20 protein-coding genes and 2 riboswitches are annotated in these 22817 nt (G+C 41.2%); of the genes, 6 read left to right on the forward strand and 14 right to left on the reverse strand.

From position 1 onward, the window contains the following. Window positions 1-12: 12 nt before the first annotated feature. A complete protein-coding gene (locus EES38_RS10155; protein ID WP_124937068.1) occupies window positions 13-567 on the forward strand; it encodes a lipocalin family protein in 555 nt (184 codons plus the stop codon). Between the two features lie 5 nt (window positions 568-572). On the opposite strand, the gene EES38_RS10160 is transcribed toward EES38_RS10155, so the two are convergent. The 3 genes from EES38_RS10160 to EES38_RS22150 form a co-directional block, all read right to left on the reverse strand. Then, window positions 573-1526, reverse strand: coding sequence for a lactate/malate family dehydrogenase (locus tag EES38_RS10160; protein ID WP_124937069.1), 954 nt, complete (start codon window positions 1524-1526; stop codon window positions 573-575). A gap of 194 nt (window positions 1527-1720) precedes the next feature. After that, entirely contained in the window at window positions 1721-2464 is a 744-nt protein-coding gene (locus tag EES38_RS10165) for a chromosome partitioning protein ParA (protein WP_124937070.1), read from the reverse strand. A gap of 18 nt (window positions 2465-2482) precedes the next feature. Continuing rightward, entirely contained in the window at window positions 2483-2641 is a 159-nt protein-coding gene (locus tag EES38_RS22150; protein WP_166434237.1) for a hypothetical protein, read from the reverse strand. Between the two features lie 172 nt (window positions 2642-2813). Beyond that, a riboswitch (glycine riboswitch) is annotated at window positions 2814-2935 on the forward strand. 2 nt (window positions 2936-2937) lie between these two features. Then, a riboswitch (glycine riboswitch) is annotated at window positions 2938-3021 on the forward strand. Between the two features lie 116 nt (window positions 3022-3137). Here EES38_RS22150 and EES38_RS10170 point away from each other — a divergent pair. Then, window positions 3138-4508 carry an alanine/glycine:cation symporter family protein gene (locus EES38_RS10170; RefSeq protein ID WP_124937071.1) on the forward strand — a complete coding sequence of 457 codons (1371 nt, stop codon included), beginning with the start codon at window positions 3138-3140 and terminating at the stop codon, window positions 4506-4508. Between the two features lie 55 nt (window positions 4509-4563). Here the strand turns inward: EES38_RS10170 and EES38_RS10175 are convergent, their stop codons facing one another. The 5 genes from EES38_RS10175 to EES38_RS10195 form a co-directional block, all read right to left on the reverse strand. Beyond that, window positions 4564-5709 (reverse strand): iron-containing alcohol dehydrogenase, encoded by a 1146-nt coding sequence (locus tag EES38_RS10175; protein WP_124937072.1) that lies wholly within the window; start codon window positions 5707-5709, stop codon window positions 4564-4566. 159 nt (window positions 5710-5868) lie between these two features. Beyond that, the gene (locus EES38_RS10180; RefSeq protein ID WP_124937073.1) at window positions 5869-6507 is read right to left on the reverse strand and encodes a LysE family translocator; all 639 of its coding nucleotides are present in this window, start codon (window positions 6505-6507) and stop codon (window positions 5869-5871) included. A 48-nt stretch (window positions 6508-6555) separates the two neighbouring features. Next, window positions 6556-7485, reverse strand: coding sequence for a zinc dependent phospholipase C family protein (locus EES38_RS10185; RefSeq protein WP_124937074.1), 930 nt, complete (start codon window positions 7483-7485; stop codon window positions 6556-6558). 70 nt (window positions 7486-7555) lie between these two features. Beyond that, window positions 7556-9961 carry a sensor domain-containing protein gene (locus EES38_RS10190; RefSeq protein WP_124937075.1) on the reverse strand — a complete coding sequence of 802 codons (2406 nt, stop codon included), beginning with the start codon at window positions 9959-9961 and terminating at the stop codon, window positions 7556-7558. A gap of 172 nt (window positions 9962-10133) precedes the next feature. Further along, window positions 10134-10559, reverse strand: a complete 426-nt coding sequence (locus EES38_RS10195) for an HIT family protein (RefSeq protein ID WP_124937076.1) — start codon at window positions 10557-10559, stop codon at window positions 10134-10136. 243 nt (window positions 10560-10802) lie between these two features. Between EES38_RS10195 and EES38_RS10200 the strand changes: the two genes are divergently transcribed. The 3 genes from EES38_RS10200 to mqo all read left to right on the forward strand — a co-directional run bounded on the left by EES38_RS10200 (window position 10803) and on the right by mqo (window position 15204). Continuing rightward, window positions 10803-12590, forward strand: a complete 1788-nt coding sequence (locus tag EES38_RS10200) for a cation:proton antiporter (RefSeq protein ID WP_124937077.1) — start codon at window positions 10803-10805, stop codon at window positions 12588-12590. Window positions 12591-12610: 20 nt separating this feature from the next. Then, complete coding sequence (locus EES38_RS10205) at window positions 12611-13279, forward strand: HAD family hydrolase (RefSeq protein ID WP_124937078.1); 669 nt, start codon at window positions 12611-12613, stop codon at window positions 13277-13279. A 320-nt stretch (window positions 13280-13599) separates the two neighbouring features. After that, the gene (gene mqo / locus EES38_RS10210; RefSeq protein ID WP_124937079.1) at window positions 13600-15204 is read left to right on the forward strand and encodes a malate dehydrogenase (quinone); all 1605 of its coding nucleotides are present in this window, start codon (window positions 13600-13602) and stop codon (window positions 15202-15204) included. Window positions 15205-15236: 32 nt separating this feature from the next. On the opposite strand, the gene EES38_RS10215 is transcribed toward mqo, so the two are convergent. After that, the gene (locus tag EES38_RS10215) at window positions 15237-15674 is read right to left on the reverse strand and encodes a MarR family winged helix-turn-helix transcriptional regulator (protein ID WP_124937080.1); all 438 of its coding nucleotides are present in this window, start codon (window positions 15672-15674) and stop codon (window positions 15237-15239) included. A gap of 65 nt (window positions 15675-15739) precedes the next feature. Here EES38_RS10215 and EES38_RS10220 point away from each other — a divergent pair, with 65 nt between their 5' ends. Continuing rightward, on the forward strand, window positions 15740-16183 hold the full coding sequence (locus EES38_RS10220; RefSeq protein WP_124937081.1) for a DUF2798 domain-containing protein: 444 nt from the start codon (window positions 15740-15742) through the stop codon (window positions 16181-16183). A 58-nt stretch (window positions 16184-16241) separates the two neighbouring features. Here the strand turns inward: EES38_RS10220 and EES38_RS10225 are convergent, their stop codons facing one another. The 5 genes from EES38_RS10225 to EES38_RS10245 all read right to left on the reverse strand — a co-directional run bounded on the left by EES38_RS10225 (window position 16242) and on the right by EES38_RS10245 (window position 22811). Continuing rightward, entirely contained in the window at window positions 16242-16409 is a 168-nt protein-coding gene (locus EES38_RS10225) for an entericidin EcnAB (protein ID WP_124937082.1), read from the reverse strand. 65 nt (window positions 16410-16474) lie between these two features. After that, the gene (gene dbpA / locus EES38_RS10230) at window positions 16475-17860 is read right to left on the reverse strand and encodes an ATP-dependent RNA helicase DbpA (protein ID WP_124937083.1); all 1386 of its coding nucleotides are present in this window, start codon (window positions 17858-17860) and stop codon (window positions 16475-16477) included. A gap of 127 nt (window positions 17861-17987) precedes the next feature. After that, entirely contained in the window at window positions 17988-18449 is a 462-nt protein-coding gene (locus EES38_RS10235) for an SMP-30/gluconolactonase/LRE family protein (RefSeq protein ID WP_124937084.1), read from the reverse strand. A 201-nt stretch (window positions 18450-18650) separates the two neighbouring features. Next, complete coding sequence (gene cdiI, locus EES38_RS10240) at window positions 18651-18989, reverse strand: ribonuclease toxin immunity protein CdiI (RefSeq protein WP_124937085.1); 339 nt, start codon at window positions 18987-18989, stop codon at window positions 18651-18653. A 3-nt stretch (window positions 18990-18992) separates the two neighbouring features. Continuing rightward, complete coding sequence (locus EES38_RS10245) at window positions 18993-22811, reverse strand: RHS repeat-associated core domain-containing protein (protein WP_124937086.1); 3819 nt, start codon at window positions 22809-22811, stop codon at window positions 18993-18995. Window positions 22812-22817 lie beyond the last annotated feature (6 nt).

Below are 22817 nucleotides of genomic sequence, written 5' to 3' on the forward strand. Positions count from 1 at the left end.
TAGGAGAACATAATGCCACTGTCATCAAGGCTAACTATTTTAAAAATTACATTTCTTTCAACTCTTTGCATGCTTATTTCAGCGTGCACAGGGATTCCGAATGGTATTACTCCAGTTAAAAAATTTGACGTAAATGACTACCTTGGTAAATGGTATGAGATTGCTAGACTAGACCATTCATTTGAGCAGGGACTATCTAACGTAACTGCCGATTATACTCTTAATAAGGACGGTTCATTAAAAGTCATTAATAAAGGTTGGAATGACAGTGAACAACATTGGGAATCCGCTGAAGGAAAAGCAAAGTTCGTTGATGACAAATCAACTGGTTATTTGAAAGTTTCATTTTTTGGCCCATTTTATGGGACTTATGCTGTATTTTATCTGGAACCAGATTATTCAGTATCACTTGTTAGCGGATATAACTCGGATTACTTCTGGCTACTGTCAAGGAAACCAAACATGGGCCAGAAGCAAATCAATCATTACATTGATATTGCTAAGAAGCATGGATTCTATACTTCTAAATTGATCTATCCTAAACACAACCTAGCAAGTAACAATTAAGCTAACTAGTAGCTTAGTCCAGTCTGTTTAGCCACTTTGATTATCTGTTGTTGCATCTCTCCAGCAATAGCTTTCAAAGTCTCCATTTCATCGTTAGTGAAGGGATGAGTCAGAATCGACTCAGCCCCTTTCCTTCCTATAACGGTTGGCAGACTTAAAGCAACATCTTTTAAACCATACTCACCACGCAGTAAGGTTCCTACCGGTAATATAGAACGCTCATTAATTGCAACCGCTTGTATGATACGGAAAACACTGGCTGAGATACCGTGTGTGGTATTTTTCTTCCTCTTGAAGATTTCATACCCTGCTTGTTTTACCGCATCGAGGAGTTCGTCAGGATCTATCCTTGGAATTTTATTTACATCGCAATAATAGTCGACAGGTTGCCCCCCAATACTGATCAAGCTTTTTGGCGTAAAACAATGACTTCCATGCTCACCGAGAACATAGCCAAAAATATTTTTAGGATCCAGATTGACTCTATTAGCGACAATTGACATCAGTCTAGCTGTGTCTACAACGCATCCAGCACTGATGATTTGCGATGGTGAATACCCGGTATTAGCTACCATAAAGTGCGTGACAATGTCACATGGATTGGTAACAACAATCAGAATGGCTTTAGGAGCCACTTTTTCTAGCTGCTTTGCTATGCTTACTCCAATTTGACTGTTAATTTCGGCCAGTTCTAGCCGGTTCTGTCCTTCTTGTATTTGAGCTCCGGCTGTCACAACAATAATATCTGAACCAACCAATTCCATAAAATCATCCGTGGGCGTGATTCGCGTATGTTTGGAAAAAGTGAGTGACATTGTATGTCTAAAGTCGAATACTTCGCCCTGTGCTTTTGCCAGAGTGCGATCGTACAATACCAGCTCTCTGACGCTTCCTAACATCAATATATAATTACATACACCAACGCCGACCGAGCCAGCTCCGATAACTGAAATTTTCATAGTACCTCCCTCGTTCCATGGGAACTTGTTATTATAATTATCCTTGAAGCAACCTTTGTGCCATATTTATATGTCGTTAAGTGTCCAGTATTTGGCTGAAAAATCTTTTACTGCACCATTAAAAAGCAAATTCTGCACGAACCAATAAAAAAGGCACTGACGTTGTCAGTGCCTTTGATTATAAAACGTACTGGCTATTGATCTAGACCTAAATCATTGGTTAATGCTTTAATTTGCTTAAGATCCATCTGATGAACTCTGATTAATTGATCCACCTGACTAATCCGAGAGTTAGCTTCATCTTGTTTATCACACGCATCAGAATGTGCATCCCAAGAAGTACCATTTAAGTAGGCATCACATTCCGTTTTGAATACCTTCAACTTCTTATTAAGATCCGCCTTTTCTTTCTCCAGCTTTTCTAGCTCTTGCTTGACAGTCAGTTCTTTCTGGAAGAGTTCTCTTGAACGTTCAAAAACCGATGCCTGCATATCCGCTTTTTGATTCAGTTTCTGGTTCTTGCTTTCCGCAGTTTTAAGTTCGCTATCTTTAGAGGAAACTTTTTTATCTAATTGCTGCTTCTGTGACTCTAATTGCTTAAGTTTATCTTGCAGCTGTGACACTTTTTCATCTTGCTGCTGCTTTAACTTCTCTATCTGCTCTTCGTAATCACTTTTAAGTTTTTCTATCTGTTCATCATTTTCTTGCTTGGCTTGTGCAAGCGTTGATGCACTACTTTGATCCATTTGTTTAATATTATTTTCTAGATCAGTATAAGTTCCTTCCCAATGATTACTCGCTACAGCCGCCCCAATAAGGCCGCCTGCAGCAAGTCCTATTAGCGCCGCGATAGCAATATAAAGAACCGATTTTTTGTCTCGTTGCTCTATGATGACCACGTCTTCATCATGTTCGTGATCGTCATTTTTTGTTTTCATGATATCTCCCAATTAACATCAATGAGCAAGTTCAGTAATGACCAAAGTCACCAGATAAATAATAAATGCAGCAAGAATGGTAATGACTACCCCTTTCTGCAATCGTTGATTGGTATTGTACCGAACCAAAACAAATGCCAGAGCGATAAGTACCACAATAGCGATTATGCGGATCATACGTCTATCCTATTTATAACTATATCTAAATTATATTGTTTTTTCGTCAGACTTTCGTGCGGATTGATAAAAAACAATAACTAATCAGCTAAGTATAAGTTTCTTATTGTCATTGTACCTCATATGTCTTAACATTCACCTCGCAAATTATCCTACAAAGATAATTGTTCCAGTGAAGACTGCAGGAGAGAGGTTTTTAACCTACTTATTACAAGTTTGTTAAAATAACCCGCCGAAGAAGTGAATCTTTCAGGTGCATAGCTCTTAGAAGCTTGCAAGGACTGTAGTTGGAGGAACCTCTGGAGAGAATCGTTTAATCGATCGCCGAAGGAGCAAGTCCCAGCATATTGGGGTGAAACTCTCAGGCAAAAGGACAGAGGAGTGAAAGGCGACAATTTTACCTATCCGTTTTGGCGTATTTTTATACCTTGCTTTTGGCTCGCGTATAACGCACACCTTTCCTCTTCTCCTTAGTTAAGTTTTATAAGGGGAATTTATGAACCAGTTACAAAATCTACTCAACTCAATCGACAGCTTTGTTTGGGGTCCGCCACTACTTATTTTGCTCGTGGGTACAGGCGTGTACTTTACTATTAGGCTTGGTCTTCTTCAGTTTCGATATTTACCAACTGCTCTAAAACTTGTTTTTGGCAAATCCGGTCACTCTCAGTCTGAAGGAGATGTATCGAGCTTTGCCGCATTATGTACTGCGCTATCGGCTACAATTGGTACAGGCAACATCGTTGGTGTCGCTACAGCAATTAAGCTAGGTGGTCCCGGTGCACTATTCTGGATGTGGATGGCAGCTCTTTTCGGTATGGCAACGAAATACGCTGAATGTTTATTAGCCGTTAAATACCGTCAAACAGATGAGAAAGGTCAGATGGTCGGCGGACCAATGTACTTTCTCTTAAATGGTGTTGGCTCCAAGTTTTTAGCAACGGCTTTTGCCATATTCGCTATTGGCGTGGCTTTTTTCGGCATTGGTACTTTCCCACAAGTTAACGCAATCGTTGATGCGGCCAATATTTCGTTCGGTATGTCCAAAGAGCTTACTGCAATCGTGCTTACGTTACTCGTCGCTATCGTAACGATCGGAGGTATTCAATCTATTAGTCGAGTGGCTTCAAAAGTTGTTCCATCGATGGCTGTATTTTACGTACTTGCGTGTCTTGCGGTCATTATAAATCAGTCAGAACATCTTATTGCAGCGATTTCTTTAGTCGTGTCTTCTGCATTCTCAACGTCCGCAGCTACTGGCGGCTTTGCTGGAGCAACAATAATGTTAGCAATCCAGTCTGGTGTTGCCAGAGGGGTATTCTCGAACGAATCCGGGCTTGGAAGCGCACCAATGGCAGCAGCGGCGGCAAAAACAAATTCGTGTGTTCGTCAGGGCCTGATATCAATGACTGGTACCTTTTTTGATACCATTTTGATATGTACGATGACAGGACTGGCACTGATCTTAACCGGTGCTTGGCAAAGTGACTTTGCAGGAGCTGCAATGACAACTCATGCATTTGCTACTGGTTTGAATTCAGATTTGTGGGGACCGCTCCTAGTCACAATAGGACTGATGTTTTTCGCCTTCACAACGATACTAGGATGGAACTATTACGGTGAGCGATGCGTTGTATTTTTATTAGGCACCAAGGCTGTCCTACCCTATAAAATGATATTCATCCTCCTGGTTGCATCGGGCGCTTTCCTCCACCTTGAGCTTATTTGGATTATCGCCGATATCGTCAATGGGTTGATGGCTATACCTAACTTGATTGGTCTATTGCTTTTACGTAATGTCGTTATCGAAGAAACAAAAAACTATTTTCGCACCGAAGCTTCTGTAACTAGAGAAGCCGAAGCATAGAAAAATGCCGGGATTAGCCCGGCATTTTCTTTTCGCTCATTTATAAAACTCACACTTATTTTCCATAGTAGGCAACGCGGTATAACTCTTTGACATCTTCAACTGTTGGGTTGCCTGGATTGGTCAGAGTACATGGATCACCGTGTGCGTGTGTACTCATTCGATCTAAGACCGCTTTAAATTTCTCTTCACTAAAGTCAACTTCGTCACAATCTTTGAAACATGACGGAATACCCAATCCAGCATTCAGTTTACGTACAGATTCTGCAACATCATCAAGCCCAATTAATGCTTCAGCAACTTTATACTTCTCTGTGAACTGACGATTATATTCAATGACATAAGGTAAGAGTATTGAGTTAGCTAGACCATGGGTTACGCCAAACTCACCACCGATTTTGTGTGCGAGAGAGTGAACTAATCCCAAAGATGCGTTTGTAAACGCCATGCCAGCTAAAGCTGACGCATTGTGCATGTTATAGCGTGCAGCTTTATTTTTACCGTCTTTAAATGCAGGGACAATGTTTTCTACTACTAGGCGAATTGCTTCAATTGCGTAAGGATCCGTAAATGAAGTGGCCGCGGTTGAAACAAGTGCTTCGATGGCATGAGTCAGTACATCCATACCGGTATTAGCGGTGATATAGTCTGGCATGGTTTCAGGTAGCAACGGATCCAAGATGGCGATATCTGGCACCATATCTGCTGCAACAATTGGGTACTTGATGTGATTTTCAGTGTCAGTAATCACTGAAAACGCAGTTATTTCCGACGCTGTGCCACTGGTTGAAGGAATAGCAATGAATTTCGCTTTATTACGTAAAGGAGGCATTGAGCCCACTTCGATGATGTCTTCGAATTTTAGATGTGGGTGCTCATAGAAACACCACATCACTTTTGCCGCATCCAGAGCTGAGCCACCACCAATCGCGACAATCCAATCCGGTTCGAATTTTTGCATCGCTTCCGCACCACGCCACACTGTAGCAACAGAAGGATTGGGTTCCACACCATCGATAATGATACTTTCAATACCAGCTTCAGCCAAGTGAGCCTGGCATTGATCTAGAAAACCAAAACGTTTCATGGAGCTTCCGCCAGTGACAATAGCGGCCTTTTTACCCTTTAAGTTTGCTAGTTCAGCAAGCGCGTTTTCACCATAGATTATATCTCTGGGTACTGAGAATCTCATTATGCTCATAACTTTCTCCGATTCATTGGAAGTTTCAGACCTTTTGAGCACACAATATGCCTCTCAAAAGTCTGAAATTCTGATTTAAATCAGGAAAAGGCTAACAATATTCTCTATTAGCGATTCGAAGCCAATATTTGACACGTCTATCACATTGAAAAACAGATATTACGCAGATTGCTTATCCAGCAATAACTTAGCGCCGAGAACGATCAAAACAACACCTGTGGTACCTTCCATCCATTTCATAAATGTCGGGTTTTTCAGGAGCTTTTTCGCTGAATTTAAGACAGCCGACAGACTGCACTGCCAAACCATAGCGATGACAAAGTGGATACCCGCCATCACCCACGACTGGAGTAATGCTGAATGCTCCATGCTCATAAACTGAGGTAAAAAGGCGAGATAAAAAACGGCGGTTTTAGGATTGAGTACGTTAGAAAGAAACCCTTCTCTCAGTGAACGCATTAAGCGTAATTGCCCTTGTGTCGTATTACTGATTTGGAGCCCATGATTGGTGTTTTTGAGAGACCTAAGACTGGAGATTCCGAGCCAGATTAAATAAACGGCACCGATTGACTTAATAATCTGGAAAAGCTCAGCTGACTGAGCCAAAACCGCAGAAATACCGATTGCTGAAAAAGTTGCGTGAACAAAGAGCCCGGTACAAATACCTAAACTGGTGACACTGCCATCGATTAATCCACCACGCGAGGTATTGCGAATAACCAGCGCGGTATCAAGTCCAGGTGTCAAAGTAAGTATGGTAATCGCGATGAGAAACGCTTCTATATTTTGAATATACATCCCTGAAAAACTGCCAATAAAACAAACTTAAAATCCTTATACATCAAGTTACGCTCTCTGTCTCTTACTGTATTTGTCCCAGATGGTCATTACACCATTTTCATCTTCACCGATATCAAGATTCCATTGTTTTATCCAATCAAGGTCACCGTTGTAAACAACACTGTTCCACAATAAATTCAAGTAATGCCCTACTTCATCAACACAAAGATCAAACAGCTCGTCATAAGGCATTCTACCAGCGGGGGTCGGCAGATTATTAATAAATTGCGGTTGTATATCTTTGATATCTGGATATTTTAGCCCCACGAAGGCAGCGACATGTCGTGAGAAAGGAAAGAGCTGGTAGTTATCTTCCACCACATTAATGACTTTCTGAAAGGACTCAAACCAAAGTCGGATGTTCGGCATTTCTACTTTGTTTGGCATATCGATACTCAGAAGGCCTAATGACCATATATCGATTAAGATAGGATCGAGTGGACTATCCCGTCCGGAACAGCACTCTAACGTTCGCGATACTCTTTCTTTATTACCTATATCACCAAGTCCCATACGATGCCATATATGGGCATCCTGATGCATCTCACAAACGCGATGGAGATTCTTGTTCTCCTTATAGTGTCCGACCGTACGTTCTATAACCGGATGAATGGTAATATCTGCCACGATATGGGCCAGATAGCCGCTAAGCCAAGCATAAGCCTTTGCAAAACAGTGGCCTTGCAATGATTTTACATATTCAATCATCTTAATGAGACAACTGTTCACACCAGAAGAATGCATAATATCTGCCCAAAGAGCCTGCGGCTTATTGCCAAAGACTAAATATGGAAAGTCTGGAGCTAGTGACCCTAACTCCATAAAGGGCTGATTCATAGTCAGAATTCGGCGAGCATCACTATCAAACTCTCGGACAAAATAATCCGAGAGGATCATTTTATTAACTACTGTTATGTGGGCAAATGCACCTGGCATCAGAATTCCTAAGAATCCGTTTAAGTTAGTTAAGATCCTATGAGAACTCTATTACAAAAATATGGCTGACTTACTCTGACTTTGTTGCCAATAATTTTTCCAATTCGAATTTAGGTACTGGCGGTGAATAGTAATATCCCTGAATAATCTGGCATCCTCTCTCAGCGACAAAATTAAGTTGTTCCACCGTTTCAACCCCTTCAACTACGATATTCAAACGTAGATCTTGAGCCATTTTAATAATTGTTGAGGTTAATTTTGCCTGCTCTTCATCATCTGGGATTCTGGTAATGAAACTTCGGTCTATTTTTAAAGTATCCCACGGCATTTTGGATAAATACGATAATGATGAATACCCAGTACCGAAATCATCCACTGCCAAGCAAACCCCCAACTGTTTGAGTTGGTCAAGCAGCGGGAATACCTCTTTTTCTCTCTCAATGTAGGCTGATTCCGTTAATTCCAGTTCAAGTAAGTGACGAGGGAAATGAGTCGTCTCGAGCGCTTTGTTTAGGGATGTAATAAACTGACCAAAGCGTAACTGGTGCGCTGAAACATTGACTGATAATTTAATATTGCGTTCCGCCCATGTAACTGCATCACTACACGCTTTACAAAGTACGTATTCTCCAAGCTTTTCAATCAGTCCGGTTGCTTCTGCTACTGGAATAAACTCCGCAGGTGAGATCCACCCTAGTTCTTGATCTCTCCAACGCGCCAAAGCTTCAACACCGATTAATGTTTCGGTAGTGGTTTGATATTGAGGTTGGTAATACACTTCAATTTCATTATTTTCGATTGCAACTTTTAAGTGAGAACTCAACGTTAATTTACGTTGGCTTTCAATGGTTAGACGATCTTCATAGATGCCGTAGGTGCCTCGCCGATTTTTCTTCGCTTCATACATTCCGGCATCGGCTTCTTGCAATAGATTGCGTGCTTCATTAACTGACTGAAAACTCGCACCGATAGTTGCTGATATATAGACTTCTGTTGATCGCTCAAGCTGAATAACTTGTTTAAGTGAATCTTGTATATCCGCAATAATACGCTTGCTCAATTCATAATCGTACACGTTGAGGAGCAAAGCGAACTCATCTCCACCCGTTCGACACAATACGCCAACATGGCCACTGTACTGGTTTTGTACTTGCAGTAAGCGAGTTGATACCTGTTTCAACACTTCATCACCTGCAGCATGTCCATAACTGTCGTTCACGTCTTTAAAATGGTCTAAATCGATGATCAGTAGCGCAGCTGCTCTACCACTTGCTTCATGCAATTTCTCATCCAGAACACGACGATTAGGTAATTGAGTTAATTGATCGTGTCGTGCAAGATGATTTAACTTACTCTGCGCTTGCTTTTGCTCATCGATGTTGACAAGAGAGAAAACAAAGGTTGATTCTTTGTTCGATGAAGATCTCACTTTTGTAACTGAGAGTAATCCCTGATGTTGATAACGTTCACCAAAGGTTACTTCACCACGCCATTTACCGGATAACACCTGAGTATTATGAATTAATAAGCCATTGTGCTGAAACAATGCACTCACCACCGTGTTTTTATTCGAGATATCGTCGTTTGATAACTTGAGCATCTCAAGAAATGATTGGTTCGCCTGAATAACTTGCCCACTATGAGAGACAAATGCGAGTCCTTCACTTGAGTTTTTAAATACCGTTGCTGCCTGTTCTAATCCGTATTCTTGATCTGACATTTCTTCGATAATTTGTGAACTCGTTTTAAACAACAGTCCCCAACGAAACGTATCTGACTCAAGGTAGTGAATGAAAGACTCTCTTTTTACTACCGCAAATATAAGGAGAGGGATACTAAATGAAGTTGCCGTTAAGACTTTTCCGTCTAATCCTCCAAAAACAATCGCAACAATCTCTGGACTGAAACCAAACGCAATTAGTGGAAAAGCAATTCCATCGAAACACAAAACAGAGATGAACAAGAGAATATAGATACACGCACTGAGTGCCGGAGCAAGATTGATCTTCTTGATTTGTTCAAACAAAAACAGAAGAACCAATAATTCCGAGATAATTAGAACTCCCCCCAAAATAATAAATGGAGTCGAGACATCGAATAAGGCTGCGGATGTGTTGTGTGGATTGATAACGGAATTATTTTCGAGGCTTTTCGCCACCAAAGATGAAAATAATACGTTAAATAGATCGACGAAAATCACCAAACGAACGACATGGCGTAGTATGAAAAAATCTTTCTCCACTAAAACAAAAAGCACGGCTGTCATCATAAAGGCGCCGTAGCAAATGTTACCACCTGACACGTTTATTTCTGAGGTGATAGGAAGTGAATACACGTTTCCAAAGAATCCACCAATCAAAAGTACAAGTGCCAGATAAATGTAGTACGAGACCCTGCGGATCGGGCCATCTAGTGTGGTGAAATACAGTGGAAATAACGAAAATAGCGCAACTTGAAGAAGAAAAAGTCCGAACATAGTGTGTAATGTCGTTATATTGGTCAGATCAATAGTTTACACTGACTTTTCTTGTGGATCATCTCTATGTTACATACCCTATTCTATTTACAGAAAACGAAAAGAAAAAAATCGCACTGTCCAGAGAAAACAAGTGCGATCAAACTACTAATAAAATATATTTTAGTTAGAATTAAGCTTCTAAGCTTTGTCTAAGCTGAGAAATGTATTGCTGATATTCGTCTTCCTGAAGATGAACTTTTGGATCGGGAGTAATGGCAAATACGCCACCCCATGCCGGACCATCTTCGTATTTAGGAACTAAGTGGAAATGCATATGATGTAGCTTATCGCCAAAGGCGGCATAGTTAATTTTGTCAGGTTTAAACACAGCTTCCATAGCTTTAACGGCTTTTGCCATATCTTGAGCAAACAATGGTAAATCTTCAGCCGGAATATCAGTTAGCTCTTTTGCATGTCCTTTATAAGCAACAATGCAACGACCTTTGTAAGTCTGATCTTTGAAAAAGAAAAAAGTTGATACACTTAATTCTGCGATTTCATACATCAGATTTGTTAGTCTTTCATCCTTCGTACAATAGAAACAACTATTATCCATTTTGAAACGCCTCAATTTGAATTTTTGGATATCTTATTGAATACATGCGTTACCATATCATTAGATGAAAATGAAATAAGTGTTTCATATCAAAATTTTGTGGATTTAAAATTCCAAAAACAAATCTATCGTGGCCTATTCTTAATAATATTGCTGATAAAAATTTGAAAAGGTTGTGATTCCTATTCCTCAAAGCTAGATTATAACTAGCGCCTTCAATATTGATAATAAAGGAAAATCTACATGAGTGAAGAGCTTGTTGCCCTGGGTTTGGCTATCATCGGGGTTATAGGACTGGGTTGCCAGTGGCTGGCGTGGCGATTAAAGCTACCAGCGATTTTATTTTTGCTTATCGCTGGGATCATTGTTGGTCCTCTGACCGGTTTTTTAAGACCTCAGGATCTTCTGGGAGAACTGCTATTCCCTCTTGTTTCACTCGCTGTTGCCGTTATCCTATTCGAGGGTAGCCTTACATTAAACTTCAAAGAGATTAAAGGGGTCAGTAATACTGTTTGGAGCATCATTTCCATTGGCTCTTTGATTTCTTGGGCTATTACCAGTGTTTCAACCCACTACCTGCTTGATTTCAGCTGGGAGCTAGCCTTACTGTTTGGTAGTCTGACAGTCGTAACGGGGCCAACGGTAATCGTTCCATTGTTAAGAACCGTACGACCTAATTCTCGTATTTCTAATCTCTTACGTTGGGAAGGTATATTAATCGATCCTCTCGGTGCTCTGCTTGTCGTAATGGTGTATGAGTTCATTATCTCAAGTAGTGAAGCACACAGTCTTCATGTCTTTGCACTCATCCTCCTTGTCGGGCTTTCTTTTGGTGTTATTTCGGGAATGTTGGTGGGTTATGCGTTGAGAAAAAGTTTGATTCCTGAATATCTGCAGCCATTTGCGGTATTGAGTATCGTTCTTGGTGTGTTCGCTGCATCGAATGCCCTTGAACCAGAATCGGGGTTACTCACTGTTACCATCATGGGGATGTGGTTAGCCAACGCCAAAGGGGTCGATATTCGTAATATTCTTCACTTCAAAGAGCAACTTACGATCCTTTTCATCACCGGTCTATTCATTCTTCTCGCCGCCCGAATTGAGTTAGACGATTTTACCACTCTCGGTTGGAGTGCCATTACGCTATTTGTCATCATGCAATTAGTATCGCGTCCAGTCTCGATTTTTATCGCGACATTGCGCAGTAAATTAACGCGCAGTGAGAAAACCTTTCTCGCGTGGTGTGCTCCGCGTGGTATTGTGGCAGCATCAATTTCTTCTCTATTTGCTATCAAACTCAACTCGCTTGGTATTGTTGAAGCCAATCTACTTGTTCCCCTGACCTTTATGGTTATCATTGGTACAGTTGTGCTGCAAAGTGCCACAGCAAGACCTATGGCTCTATGGCTTAAAGTTGCAGAGCCAGCGCCTCGTGGTTTTCTCATGGTCGGCGCAAACGAAATCGCTCGTGAAATTGCCAAAGCGATTACTAAATACGACTGCCGAGTCCTACTTTGTGATTCAAACTGGGATTACATTCGCCGTGCAAGAATGTCAGGCCTCGAGTGCTACTATGGTAATGCGATGTCGAGTCATGCAGACGAATACCTCAACTACATAGGTCTTGGACATGTTTTAGCGCTAACTCCGGATAAGCATTTTAACGTCATGGCTTGTATGCGCTTTGTCCGCGATTTCGATGAAAAAAGCGTGTTCTGTCTTCATGACAATGCGACGGTCAAAAATGCCGAAAAACACCGTGCAGCTGAAGAGTACCACGGCCTTTCGTTCTTGGGTGGGCAAGTCAGCTACAAGAAGCTAGCCAGTCTATTCAATCAAGGCGGCGAAATCAGACACACTAAGATCAACGAAACGTTTACTTATGAAGACTACTTGAAAGAATACAAAGACGACTTTGTTCTGCCTCTATTCGTTGTGGATAAAAAAAATAGAGTCAATATCTGCCACGATATTGAGTCAATAGAACCGAAGGAAGGTGAAGTATTAGTTTCACTGGTCAAAGTAGAATAAATTTGCAACGAGAACATATTGTGTCAAAACCGCTCTACATATTTGATATGGATGATACGTTAATTGATGGAGATTGCTCACTTCTTTGGAATGAGTTCTTAGTCGAACAACATATTATCCAAATTCCTGGCTTTTTAGATCAAGACCGCGCCTACATGGCGCGGTATGCGTCTGGATCCCTCAACATGGCGCAATATATCGAGTTTGCAATGGCACCATTACAACATCTATCGAAAAATGACGTAGATCTTCTTGCAGAAAAGTTCGTAGAGACCAAAGTCATACTGCTCATATTTCCTCAAGCCCAACAAACCATTGATTCACTTAAAGAGGCAAAGCACAACATTGTCATTATTTCCGCAACGGTCTCTTTTATCGTGAAGAAATTTGCGGATATTCTTGGGATCAAGCACTGCATGGGAGTTGACTTAGTTGAAGATAATAACGGTTACACAGACATCATTTGTGGCGTTCCAAGTTTTAAAGAAGGAAAAATTAAACGTCTTGAGTCTTGGGTAGACTCAGCAGAACTCTTTTTTACTCCGCTATATTTTTATACCGACTCTATCAATGACCTACCTCTATGTCAGTACGTAGACTTCCCTATAACAATCAATCCTTGTCCAAAATTACGTGCTGAGGCAAACAAAAATGATTGGCCTATATTATTTTGGCAACGCCACAAATAATTATGAATCCTGTCTAAATTTTTACGCATTTCAGGCGTTTTTTGTTCGCTCAAGTTACCTTTTATAAAGATATTGTCCTGCGATTAACATTTATCCTTAAAAGCATCTTGTAGTCACATTTTATGGTGGTATATTGAGCTCAGTTTTGATGTGCTTCACACAATATGTGTATTGTTGCATCAACACTCACCATCCATACATAAAAAACAGATAAAAGCACGAATGAATAAATATTAGAAATACGTTTCTGATGTTGTCTTTTGATGCCTACATAAAGGATGGCGTAAAAATAAAAGCCGAAAAAAGAGATTGAAGCCCCGATGAAAAAACATACTGGTCAAAATGGATTGAACCAGCGGAATTCTGATGCAAAGGATGAGCTGGTCGATGTCGTTCTAATTGGCGGTGGCGTGATGAGCGCTACGCTGGGTACATTATTACAGCAATTAGAACCAAGCTGGAAAATGGCACTATTCGAACGTTTGGATAACGTCGCAAACGAAAGCTCCAACGGATGGAACAATGCAGGGACTGGTCACTCAGCACTTGCAGAATCAAACTACACACCACAAACCTCAGACGGTGAAGTCAAAACCGAAAAGGCGATTGGCATTTATGAACAATTCCAATTGTCTCGCCAATTCTGGGCTTATTTGGTTCAAACGGGCCAAATAAAAGATCCATCGTCATTCATCACCAGCGTGCCTCATATGAGTTTCGTCACTGGAGAGAAAAACGTTGAGTTTATGCGCAAGCGTTACCAAGCATTGCGTCGTAGTCCTCTATTCGACGGCATGAGCTATTCCGAAGACCATGATCAAATTCGATCTTGGATTCCGCTTTGTATGGAAAGTCGGCAAACGGATCAACCCGTCGCTGCGACATTTTCCCGTATTGGTACAGACGTGAACTTTGGTGCGCTGACTAAGAATATGCTGGGTATTTTACAGGAAAATGAAAACTTCTCTGTTAACTTACGCCATGACGTAAAGTCTCTCAAGCGCAATACTGACGGACATTGGCAGGTTAAGGTGGTGAATAACGCCACAGGTAATACAAGAACAGTCAATGCAAAATACGTCTTTATTGGTGCGGGTGGAGCTTCTTTAACTCTGCTACAAAAATCCGGCATTCCTGAAGCGAAAGGTTACGCGGGCTTCCCCGTTGGTGGTCAATTCCTTGTGACAGAGAATCCAGAGATTGTAGAACGCCATACCGCCAAGGTATATGGAAAAGCGGCTGTTGGTGCTCCGCCGATGTCGGTTCCACATATGGATACCCGCATCATCGATGGCAAAAAGGTATTACTGTTCGGCCCATTTGCGAGCTTCTCTACTAAGTTTTTGAAGGAAGGTTCTTTATTTGATCTGTTTGGTACAGTCAATGCGTCCAATCTTCTGCCAATGACACAAGTTGGCCTTAAAAACTTCGATCTGGTTAAGTATTTGGTCAGTCAGCTTCGTCAAAGTGATGACGACAGACTTGATGCACTCAAAGAGTTTTTCCCTGAAGCGAGTAAAGAAGATTGGTCACTGTGGCAAGCAGGACAACGTGTGCAGATCATTAAGAAAAAACCTGGTACACCTGCGGAGCTTCACCTTGGTTCAGAGCTGGTTCATGCTGCAGATGGCAGTTTGACAGCACTATTAGGTGCCTCTCCTGGTGCATCTGTTTCTGCAGCAATTATGCTCGAACTATTAGAAAATTGCTTCAGCCAAGAAATGGCAACAGATAAATGGAAAGATAAAATCAGCTCTATGATTCCTTCATACGGAACCGAGTTAAATAGTCATCCTGAAATGAATGAAAAGGTATTATTACAGACCAGTAAGGCTCTTGGTTTAGAACACCATCTTCTGGATGTTGAAACAGAGTTTTCTCACTCTAATAAAACATCCGAAAACCAATACGCTGCGTTTAAATAATCGTTTTCTATTAATCCAGTCAGCCGGTGACATCATCGGCTGTCTTTATCCCCTAGATTATTTTTCATTATTTCCAGTTGGTGACTTACTAACTGCAAGACATCTTCATCAATTCCACAGGTCATTTTACGCGATAAGTTTTGCCGAACATTCATGATTAAATTGAGTTCTTCTTTACCTAAAGACGTTAAACTTAATACTTGTTGACGCTTATCCCGCGGATTTTGTATCCGTTCAATTAAATTTAATTGCACTAACCCATTCACCAAACGGGTTATCTGTGCTTTATCTTTATGTAACGCGACACAAACATCATGTGCTGTACAGGCTTCTATTTCACTAATCTGCAGCAATACCAAGCTTTCAAAAAATGAAACGCGGCTATTCTTTTGAATAAGTGACAGTGTAATTTTCTCTCTAATCACTTGTGTGAGCTGAGCTAATTGACGCTCAATAGGCTTACTCTTCATATGGTTGATATCGTCTACTAATTTACATATAGTTGACTATATCAACTAATCAATAAAGATTCCAAATGAAACTCAAGAAAATCGCTATCACGCTACCTGCTCCTATTTTTATTGTTGCGAGCATCACATTATTTATGACATTTATTAACCATGGTTTCACCTCTCAGTTTATGAACCAATGGTTAATATCGCTGGCATTCTCGTTGATTATCATGCTGCCTTTGGCTGGATTGCTGATTATGAAAATCTCGATGTTGGTTGAAACGAAATTATCAAATATAAAGCCACTTTATCAAAAACTCATTCAATGTTTTTTCGTTGCACTCTGTTTAGAATCCGTACTAAGCATCATTAACACTGCTACTACGGTTAATACGCAAGGAATACAAGAGTTTGTATGGGTATGGGCATTAACATTGATTAAAGCGATGCCATTGGGCTACGCCATCGCCATGATGATGATATTCATTGTTAAGCCTCGAATCCAACGAGCCCTAGCAAACGCCTAAAATAAAAACGCCTGTGCTTACAAACACAGGCGTTACACTTACAAGCTAACAATAATAGCTACTCTGTTGCTTTATGAATGGCTTCTTTGGTTCCCTCAACAGCATCACTTGTCGTTTGTTTTGTTTCACTCCAAATGTGCTTTGAGTCTTTTTTAGCACCATCCCATGTGTTAGAACAACCGCTCAGTACTATCGCCATCGCAATAAGAGAAAATATCAGTTTCATTCATACCTCTTTTCAAAGACTGTGTACTTAATAACCATACCGCTTTTTATCATATTCACAAAGTGTTACGACATAATTCTGGCACGAAATGACTTACCTTTCATCTTACCGTTATTCAGCTTTGACAAAGCCAGTTTCACTAACTTTCTTTCCACAGCAACATAAGCCCAAATGTCATGGACCTGAATTTTCCCAACATTAGCGCCACTAATTTCTTTCCCAGCGGTAAGTGCGCCCAATATATCTCCAGGACGTAGCTTTTGCTTTTTACCGCCTTCGATACGAATACAGCTCATCGATGCCTGAGAAGCGTAGTGGTCTAAATCAGCGGCGTTTGGTAGCGCTTTTAGCGATTGACGGCCAAATCTATCTTCCAAAAGTGAAAGTTTTAATTCATCTTTCGGTCCAACCAAGCTAAACGCTAGGCCCTTTTCACCCGCACGACCAGTGCGACCAATACGGTGTGTATGTGTGTCGGTATCATGAGCCATTTGATAGTTAATCACCAAATCGAGGTTATCAATATCTAAGCCTCGTGCCGCTACGTCAGTTGCAACCAGTATCGTGACGCATTTCAGCGCAAACAGTGCAAGTGCCTGGTCGCGTTCTCGCTGATCTAGATCGCCGTGTAGCGATTTGACATTAAAACCAATCGTTTCCAGATAATCAGCCACTTCCTGAGTTTCACGTTTTGTATTGCAAAATACGACCGCACTTTCTGGCTGCTCTTTTAATAACAGTAATTTTGTGGCTTCACGTCGACTATCCATATCCGTTACAGAATAAAATTGCTGTTGGATATTGACCTTTTCGCCTTCATCTTCAATTTTTACCGTAACAGGCTCATTCAGCATCCCTAAAGCCATGTCCTCGACTTGGTCAGGAAAAGTTGCACTGAACAATAGCGTTTGGCGCTTTTCTGGCATGAAGCGGTTAATTTCTTCTAAGGCATCCGCAAAGCCCATTTCTAACATTCTGTCGGCTTCATCCAAAACAAACTGGGTAAGATTGTCTAAATTAAGTCGCCCTTTGTTTAAATGATCTAAAACTCGCCCCGGCGTTCCAACGATAATGTGAGCGCCATGTTCGAGCGAACCAATCTGAGGGCCTATCGCTACACCACCACACAGTGTCAGTATCTTAATGTTATGAATACCGCGTGCAAAACGACGCAATTCACTCGCTACCTGATCAGCCAGTTCACGAGTCGGACAGAGAACAAGAGATTGCACTCGAAATCGTTTTACATTTAAGCGATCCAAAATACCCAAACCAAACGCGGCCGTTTTACCCGATCCGGTTTTGGCCTGAGCTAATATATCTTTTCCGTTTAGAACGTGAGGCAACGCAATCGATTGAACGGGCGTCATGGACTGAAAACCAAGCTCAGTGAGTGTTTCAAGTAGAGAAGGATTAAGTTTGAGTTGGCTAAAATCAGTGTTTGTTGTCAAAGGAGTACCCTGTTCTGAGTTGGTCGGAATTTACAAAAACTGAATTGTAACAGTGGAAACGCCTTTCTGATAACGAAATTCACTTTCCTACCCAATTTGAGTAGGAAAGTGTATAAATAGTGACGAGTTATTTAGCACCCTGCGTATTTACATACAACGCGTAAAGAGAATGGCTACAAGTCATAAATAGACGATTGTTATGTTTGCCGCCAAACGTTAAGTTCGCACAACGTTCAGGTGTATGAATATGACCAATAACGTTTCCCTGCGGGTTAATAACGATCACACCATCAAACTTGCTCGGATCTTCACCGACAGCACCGTTGGTGCCATAGCCAGCCCAAAGGTTTCCATCAACATCAAATTTAAATCCGTCTAAGCCACCATTTTTATCCGCCACAAAGAATTTTGACTTATTACTTAACTTGCCATATTTTGTGACATCGTAACGCCAGATAGTATTAGGCTGGGCTAATGTCTCTAAGATATAAATGGCTTTTCCATCTGGAGAAAAGGTTAATCCATTAGGACCTTTCAAATCATCAAGCACTAACTCAACATCGCCACTTTCGACTGCGCGTCCATAGATAAGTCCTGAGCTGCGTTCACCCCACCGCTGAAAACAGCCGCCACCAAAGCGCTGATAAGTACCTTTTTATACATATACCCGAAACAAAACTCATTTGAAACAACAACTCTACATGAGTTAATCGCAAAAATGAGCTGTAATAAGGCTCAATTAATAACTCAAATTTTGATTGATATAGGCGCTCGCTCGCCCTGCTTATTTCTATAAGTCAGAAAGAATTTTATCTATTTCACGCACCCTATCTGGATTTAGGTCCTTAAATTTTTCGCATGCTTTAACTATATATTCTCTGAAGTTATTTTTAGACATAACTAACTCATCGTCATGATACCTAAACTTTACACCATCAAAATATTCTTCATCTTCATCAAGTTCATCAGGAAAATCACAGGAGAAGTATTCATCTCCATAGCCTATTCCATTAACCAAATATGTAATAGAGCGAATAAACAGTGGGCCATTTATTGAATTAAAGAATTCTTTAGCTATCCATAATGGGTCATTTTTACAATCTATATCTTCAAATAATCTTTCATTCATAAATTAAAACTCCGGATGAAAATTATCAACTTGACTATTTCTTATATAAACCCTGATTTTAATTCCATCAGCTATAGCACTATACGCAGATAAACCCTGTGATACGGCCTGACTATATCCAGACTCGGCAGCTTTTACGCCTAAATCATAAATCTTATCATCAGAAATAACATTAGGATCATAAAGTGTTTTGGTAAAAACTTTATTCTTATATCCAGTCATATTTCCTTCTCTATCAAAAGAAGGAATCTGGTATTCAACTTGACTGATCCCTTCCATAGTCGGATGTTGATCATTACTAATAATTTTTAGATTTTTTTCACTTGCTATCTCGTTAAACGCATCCAAATTATGTCCACCAATAACGCCTTTTTGCTGAGAAAAACCATCAACTGTTGTTAAATGTTTCTTTATATTTTGATTAAAATTAACACTGTTTGACTGCGAACTTTTCCCTACCGGACAATCCCCAGGGACACTAGCCAGCCCCAGCGGATCTACCCATCCGGTCGGGTTCGGCACATACTGGTAGTTATTTAAACCACCGGCAAGGCCGATTGGATCGACAGTTGTGAAACGACCTGTGTCCGGAGAATAATAACGATGTCGGTTGTAATGTAAACCTGTTTCGGTATCACAATATTGCCCCTGGAAACGCAGCGGGTTTGCAATTGTTTCTACATGTTTTCTGACTACATTGCCGTACGCTCGGTATTGAACCGACCAAACACTGGAGCCATTTGTATCGGTAATATCAATTGGTGTGCCAATCTGGTCTAGGTGGTAATGGAAAACTTCCGCTTCCTTACCTTCACCTTTGATTAGTGCCAGTGGTTTAAACGTACCCGGCTCATAAAGATAGGTTTGGTACTCTTTACTATCTTTAAGCTCAGCAACTAAGTTATCGCCCTGCCAGACAAATTCTGTTGTGCTGGTTTCACCCAGTTTATTGGTCACCACTTTCTTAATTCGGCGGCCAAAGGCATCGTAGGTGTAGTTTGCTGTACTGCCATCCGGCATTGAAGCTTTGATCAAGCGGTGCTGACAGTCATAGTCATACTTGGTTACTAATGACTGATTTTTACCACGACGCTCTTCTGTTAAACGCCCAAACTCATCGTATTCATAATGGGTATCACCATGAAAACTGAGCTGATTACCTGCAGCTCGGCTGCGATTTTCATTAATTTGATTGCCCAGAGTCTGAGTAAGCAAATTCCCAGTTTCATCATGAACAAACCGCTCTTCAATATTGCCACGAACCGCAGTAAGACGTGACAACGGGTCGTAATCAAAATGAAAATCCCCATCGCGGGTATCATGAATTTGCGACAAGTTACCTAAAGAATCGTATTGATACTGACGTTTACGCTGAGTCTTCTGACCAATTTGTTGTTTCTGGGAAACTAAACGCCCCTGCTCATCATGCGAGAACGTGCTGACTACATTACCCTGTTGACGCTGTTTCTCTAATCCGTTTTGATAAACGTGTTGAGTCAACAGCTCATTATTGAGGTTGATTTTACTTAATACGCCACCTTTACCACGCTGATACGAGATTAACTTCGCATCCGGCAACTGCCAGTCTGTTACCTGACCTAATTCATCATACGAGAAATAGTGCGATGCCCAGCCCTGATGCTCTTCAGTCACATGGCCCATCAGATCATAACGCCATGCTAACGGAGTCACTCCATCATCCATTTCAGCAAGCTGACCATATTGGTCATAGCGATACTCAATTTCCCGACCATCAGCCAATGTTTTCGACACCAAACGCCCCATCGGGTCACGTTTAAATTCCGTAACCAGTTCAGTGCCTTCTGTGCCGATTTCCGTTTTCTTCGTGACTTTACCCAGTAAGTCATATTCATAAACAAACTGGCGGCCATCAAACGTTGTCTCACGTTCAACCAGACCATTGGTGTAATAATCAATACTATGACGTTCACCACGTTCATTGGTTATCTGGCTGACAAAACGTTTGGCATTATCGTATTGATAGCGAAGGCTTGTCCCATCCGGATTCACTACCCGACTGACTAGGTGGCTGTTCTTCTGATATTCGTATTCGGTCTTATTACCGTGTTCATCAACAACCTGAGTGACTTTGCCATACGCGTTGTATTCAAAACGCTTGGACTTTCCGTCTGGCTTATCAATTTTAACTAAGCGGTCTGCTGCATCCCACGAATACTGAGTAACACCACCAATAGATGAACGCTCATAAATCATGCGTCCCAGAATGTCGTAACGGTATAATGTTTCGCTGCCATCAGGATAATTTTCACCGATGAGCATGCCGAGCTTGTTCCAGTTCAACTGATGCTTGCTGCCATCAGCATAGATAATTTCGGTTAGATTCCCTTGTTTATCATAACGATAATCCGTGGTATTACGCAGCGGGTCCATTTTCTGAACCATATCGCCCTGACGATTATATAGATAACGCCATTTAGCATCTCCAACCATCACCCGGAATAATTTACCATCGATATAGCTGAAACGGATGACAGTACCGTCGGGTTGAATTGTTGCTTTACGCTGGCCGTCTTTGTTGTAGACGTGTTTGATTTCATTCCCCAACGCGTCCACGGTACTTAGCAGATTGCCATTGTCATCGTACGTATTAACCGTTTCCGCACCGTCAGGGTCAGACGTTTTAACTAGTTTGGCATTCTCATCGTGGGTATAACTGGCCACACTCTGGTCGGAATACACCACATTGACGCTGCGTTTTTCATCATCCCAGATAAAAGTTGACTGATAACCAGTGTTACTCCAGTGTTCAGTACAGCGAACAGATTTACCTTCACCATCCCATTTCCAACCGAACTCGACACCACCCGCCATACGACGTAGTGAAATAATATTCTGCTCATCGTATTGGTAATCTTCACCTTCATCTAAACCGTTACGATCTGCAATTAACTGCTCAGAATCGTTATACAGATAATGATGCAGAACGTGCTCAGATATCCAAACTCTACCTTGTTCTGTCTGTTTTGCGGTTTTTAGTTCAATTTGAGAAATTAAGTCATTGTGATAACTAAACCACAGTGCTATTCCAAGAGGGTTAATAACCGCATTAACACGATTATTTTCATCGTATTCAACATTGAGGCGGTTAGAATAGTTATCACTGAAGCCGGATAAGCGACCGATATCACCATCTCGTTTAAAGTGCAGAAAAGGTTTCCCTGCAGAGGCAAGAATAAACTCCCCCTCTTCAGTGCCAAGGAAAATAGCGGAACTTGCTAGGTCATTATAGATTTCGGGGGACTGCTCCGTTGGTTCAGGTAAAGTGGTAACCTTATTCTCATCATCATGCCAAAAAACACTGCCATCCTTAAACTCAAGATGATGCGCCAGTGTATGGCTCCAGCCGTACCCAAGACCGACGTTGATCTCACAGGCTGTCGTGCGGTATTCGCGTTTAAATGTAAAAGGGATTGAACCGGGAAGAGAAACATCTTCTATCGTTAACAATTCTTCCCCTGTGACCATCGATACCGGACAGCCTTCTTTTACTGTATTTTGGGTATCATCGACAGTCTCACCATTATTATTTCGGCTAGATTCGTTATGCGTCGTTCTCGTTGAATCCGTGACTACTTCCGTTGATTGTTTGGCATCAGCCGCGAAACCACTTGCATCCTCAACATGTTTACCTTCGATATCTTGCGTCTTCTTGCGTATAGTGCTCAGTCCACCTTCATGATGACGTGTTGCTTTTTCTAGTGATGAAAAGGCCTTATCCGAACTTCTCGTTACTAATTTAAACAGTTCTTCTAATTCATCGATTATTTTAAAAACTTTCATTATCTT

The organism is Vibrio viridaestus (assembly GCF_003856525.1).
Classification (GTDB): domain Bacteria; phylum Pseudomonadota; class Gammaproteobacteria; order Enterobacterales; family Vibrionaceae; genus Vibrio; species Vibrio viridaestus.

Coding starts and splice junctions, on each gene's coding strand:
- EES38_RS10200 (WP_124937077.1), top strand. CDS start 10,803: ATGAGTGAAGAGCTTGTTGCCCTGGGTTTGGCTATCATCGGGGTTATA.
- EES38_RS10190 (WP_124937075.1), bottom strand. CDS start 9,961: ATGTTCGGACTTTTTCTTCTTCAAGTTGCGCTATTTTCGTTATTTCCA.
- EES38_RS10180 (WP_124937073.1), bottom strand. CDS start 6,507: ATGTATATTCAAAATATAGAAGCGTTTCTCATCGCGATTACCATACTT.
- EES38_RS10165 (WP_124937070.1), bottom strand. CDS start 2,464: ATGAAAACAAAAAATGACGATCACGAACATGATGAAGACGTGGTCATC.
- EES38_RS10160 (WP_124937069.1), bottom strand. CDS start 1,526: ATGAAAATTTCAGTTATCGGAGCTGGCTCGGTCGGCGTTGGTGTATGT.
- EES38_RS10245 (WP_124937086.1), bottom strand. CDS start 22,811: ATGAAAGTTTTTAAAATAATCGATGAATTAGAAGAACTGTTTAAATTA.
- EES38_RS10175 (WP_124937072.1), bottom strand. CDS start 5,709: ATGAGCATAATGAGATTCTCAGTACCCAGAGATATAATCTATGGTGAA.
- EES38_RS10185 (WP_124937074.1), bottom strand. CDS start 7,485: ATGCCAGGTGCATTTGCCCACATAACAGTAGTTAATAAAATGATCCTC.
- EES38_RS10225 (WP_124937082.1), bottom strand. CDS start 16,409: ATGAAACTGATATTTTCTCTTATTGCGATGGCGATAGTACTGAGCGGT.
- EES38_RS10155 (WP_124937068.1), top strand. CDS start 13: ATGCCACTGTCATCAAGGCTAACTATTTTAAAAATTACATTTCTTTCA.
- EES38_RS10215 (WP_124937080.1), bottom strand. CDS start 15,674: ATGAAGAGTAAGCCTATTGAGCGTCAATTAGCTCAGCTCACACAAGTG.
- cdiI (WP_124937085.1), bottom strand. CDS start 18,989: ATGAATGAAAGATTATTTGAAGATATAGATTGTAAAAATGACCCATTA.
- EES38_RS10195 (WP_124937076.1), bottom strand. CDS start 10,559: ATGGATAATAGTTGTTTCTATTGTACGAAGGATGAAAGACTAACAAAT.
- EES38_RS10220 (WP_124937081.1), top strand. CDS start 15,740: ATGAAACTCAAGAAAATCGCTATCACGCTACCTGCTCCTATTTTTATT.
- mqo (WP_124937079.1), top strand. CDS start 13,600: ATGAAAAAACATACTGGTCAAAATGGATTGAACCAGCGGAATTCTGAT.
- EES38_RS22150 (WP_166434237.1), bottom strand. CDS start 2,641: ATGATCCGCATAATCGCTATTGTGGTACTTATCGCTCTGGCATTTGTT.
- EES38_RS10170 (WP_124937071.1), top strand. CDS start 3,138: ATGAACCAGTTACAAAATCTACTCAACTCAATCGACAGCTTTGTTTGG.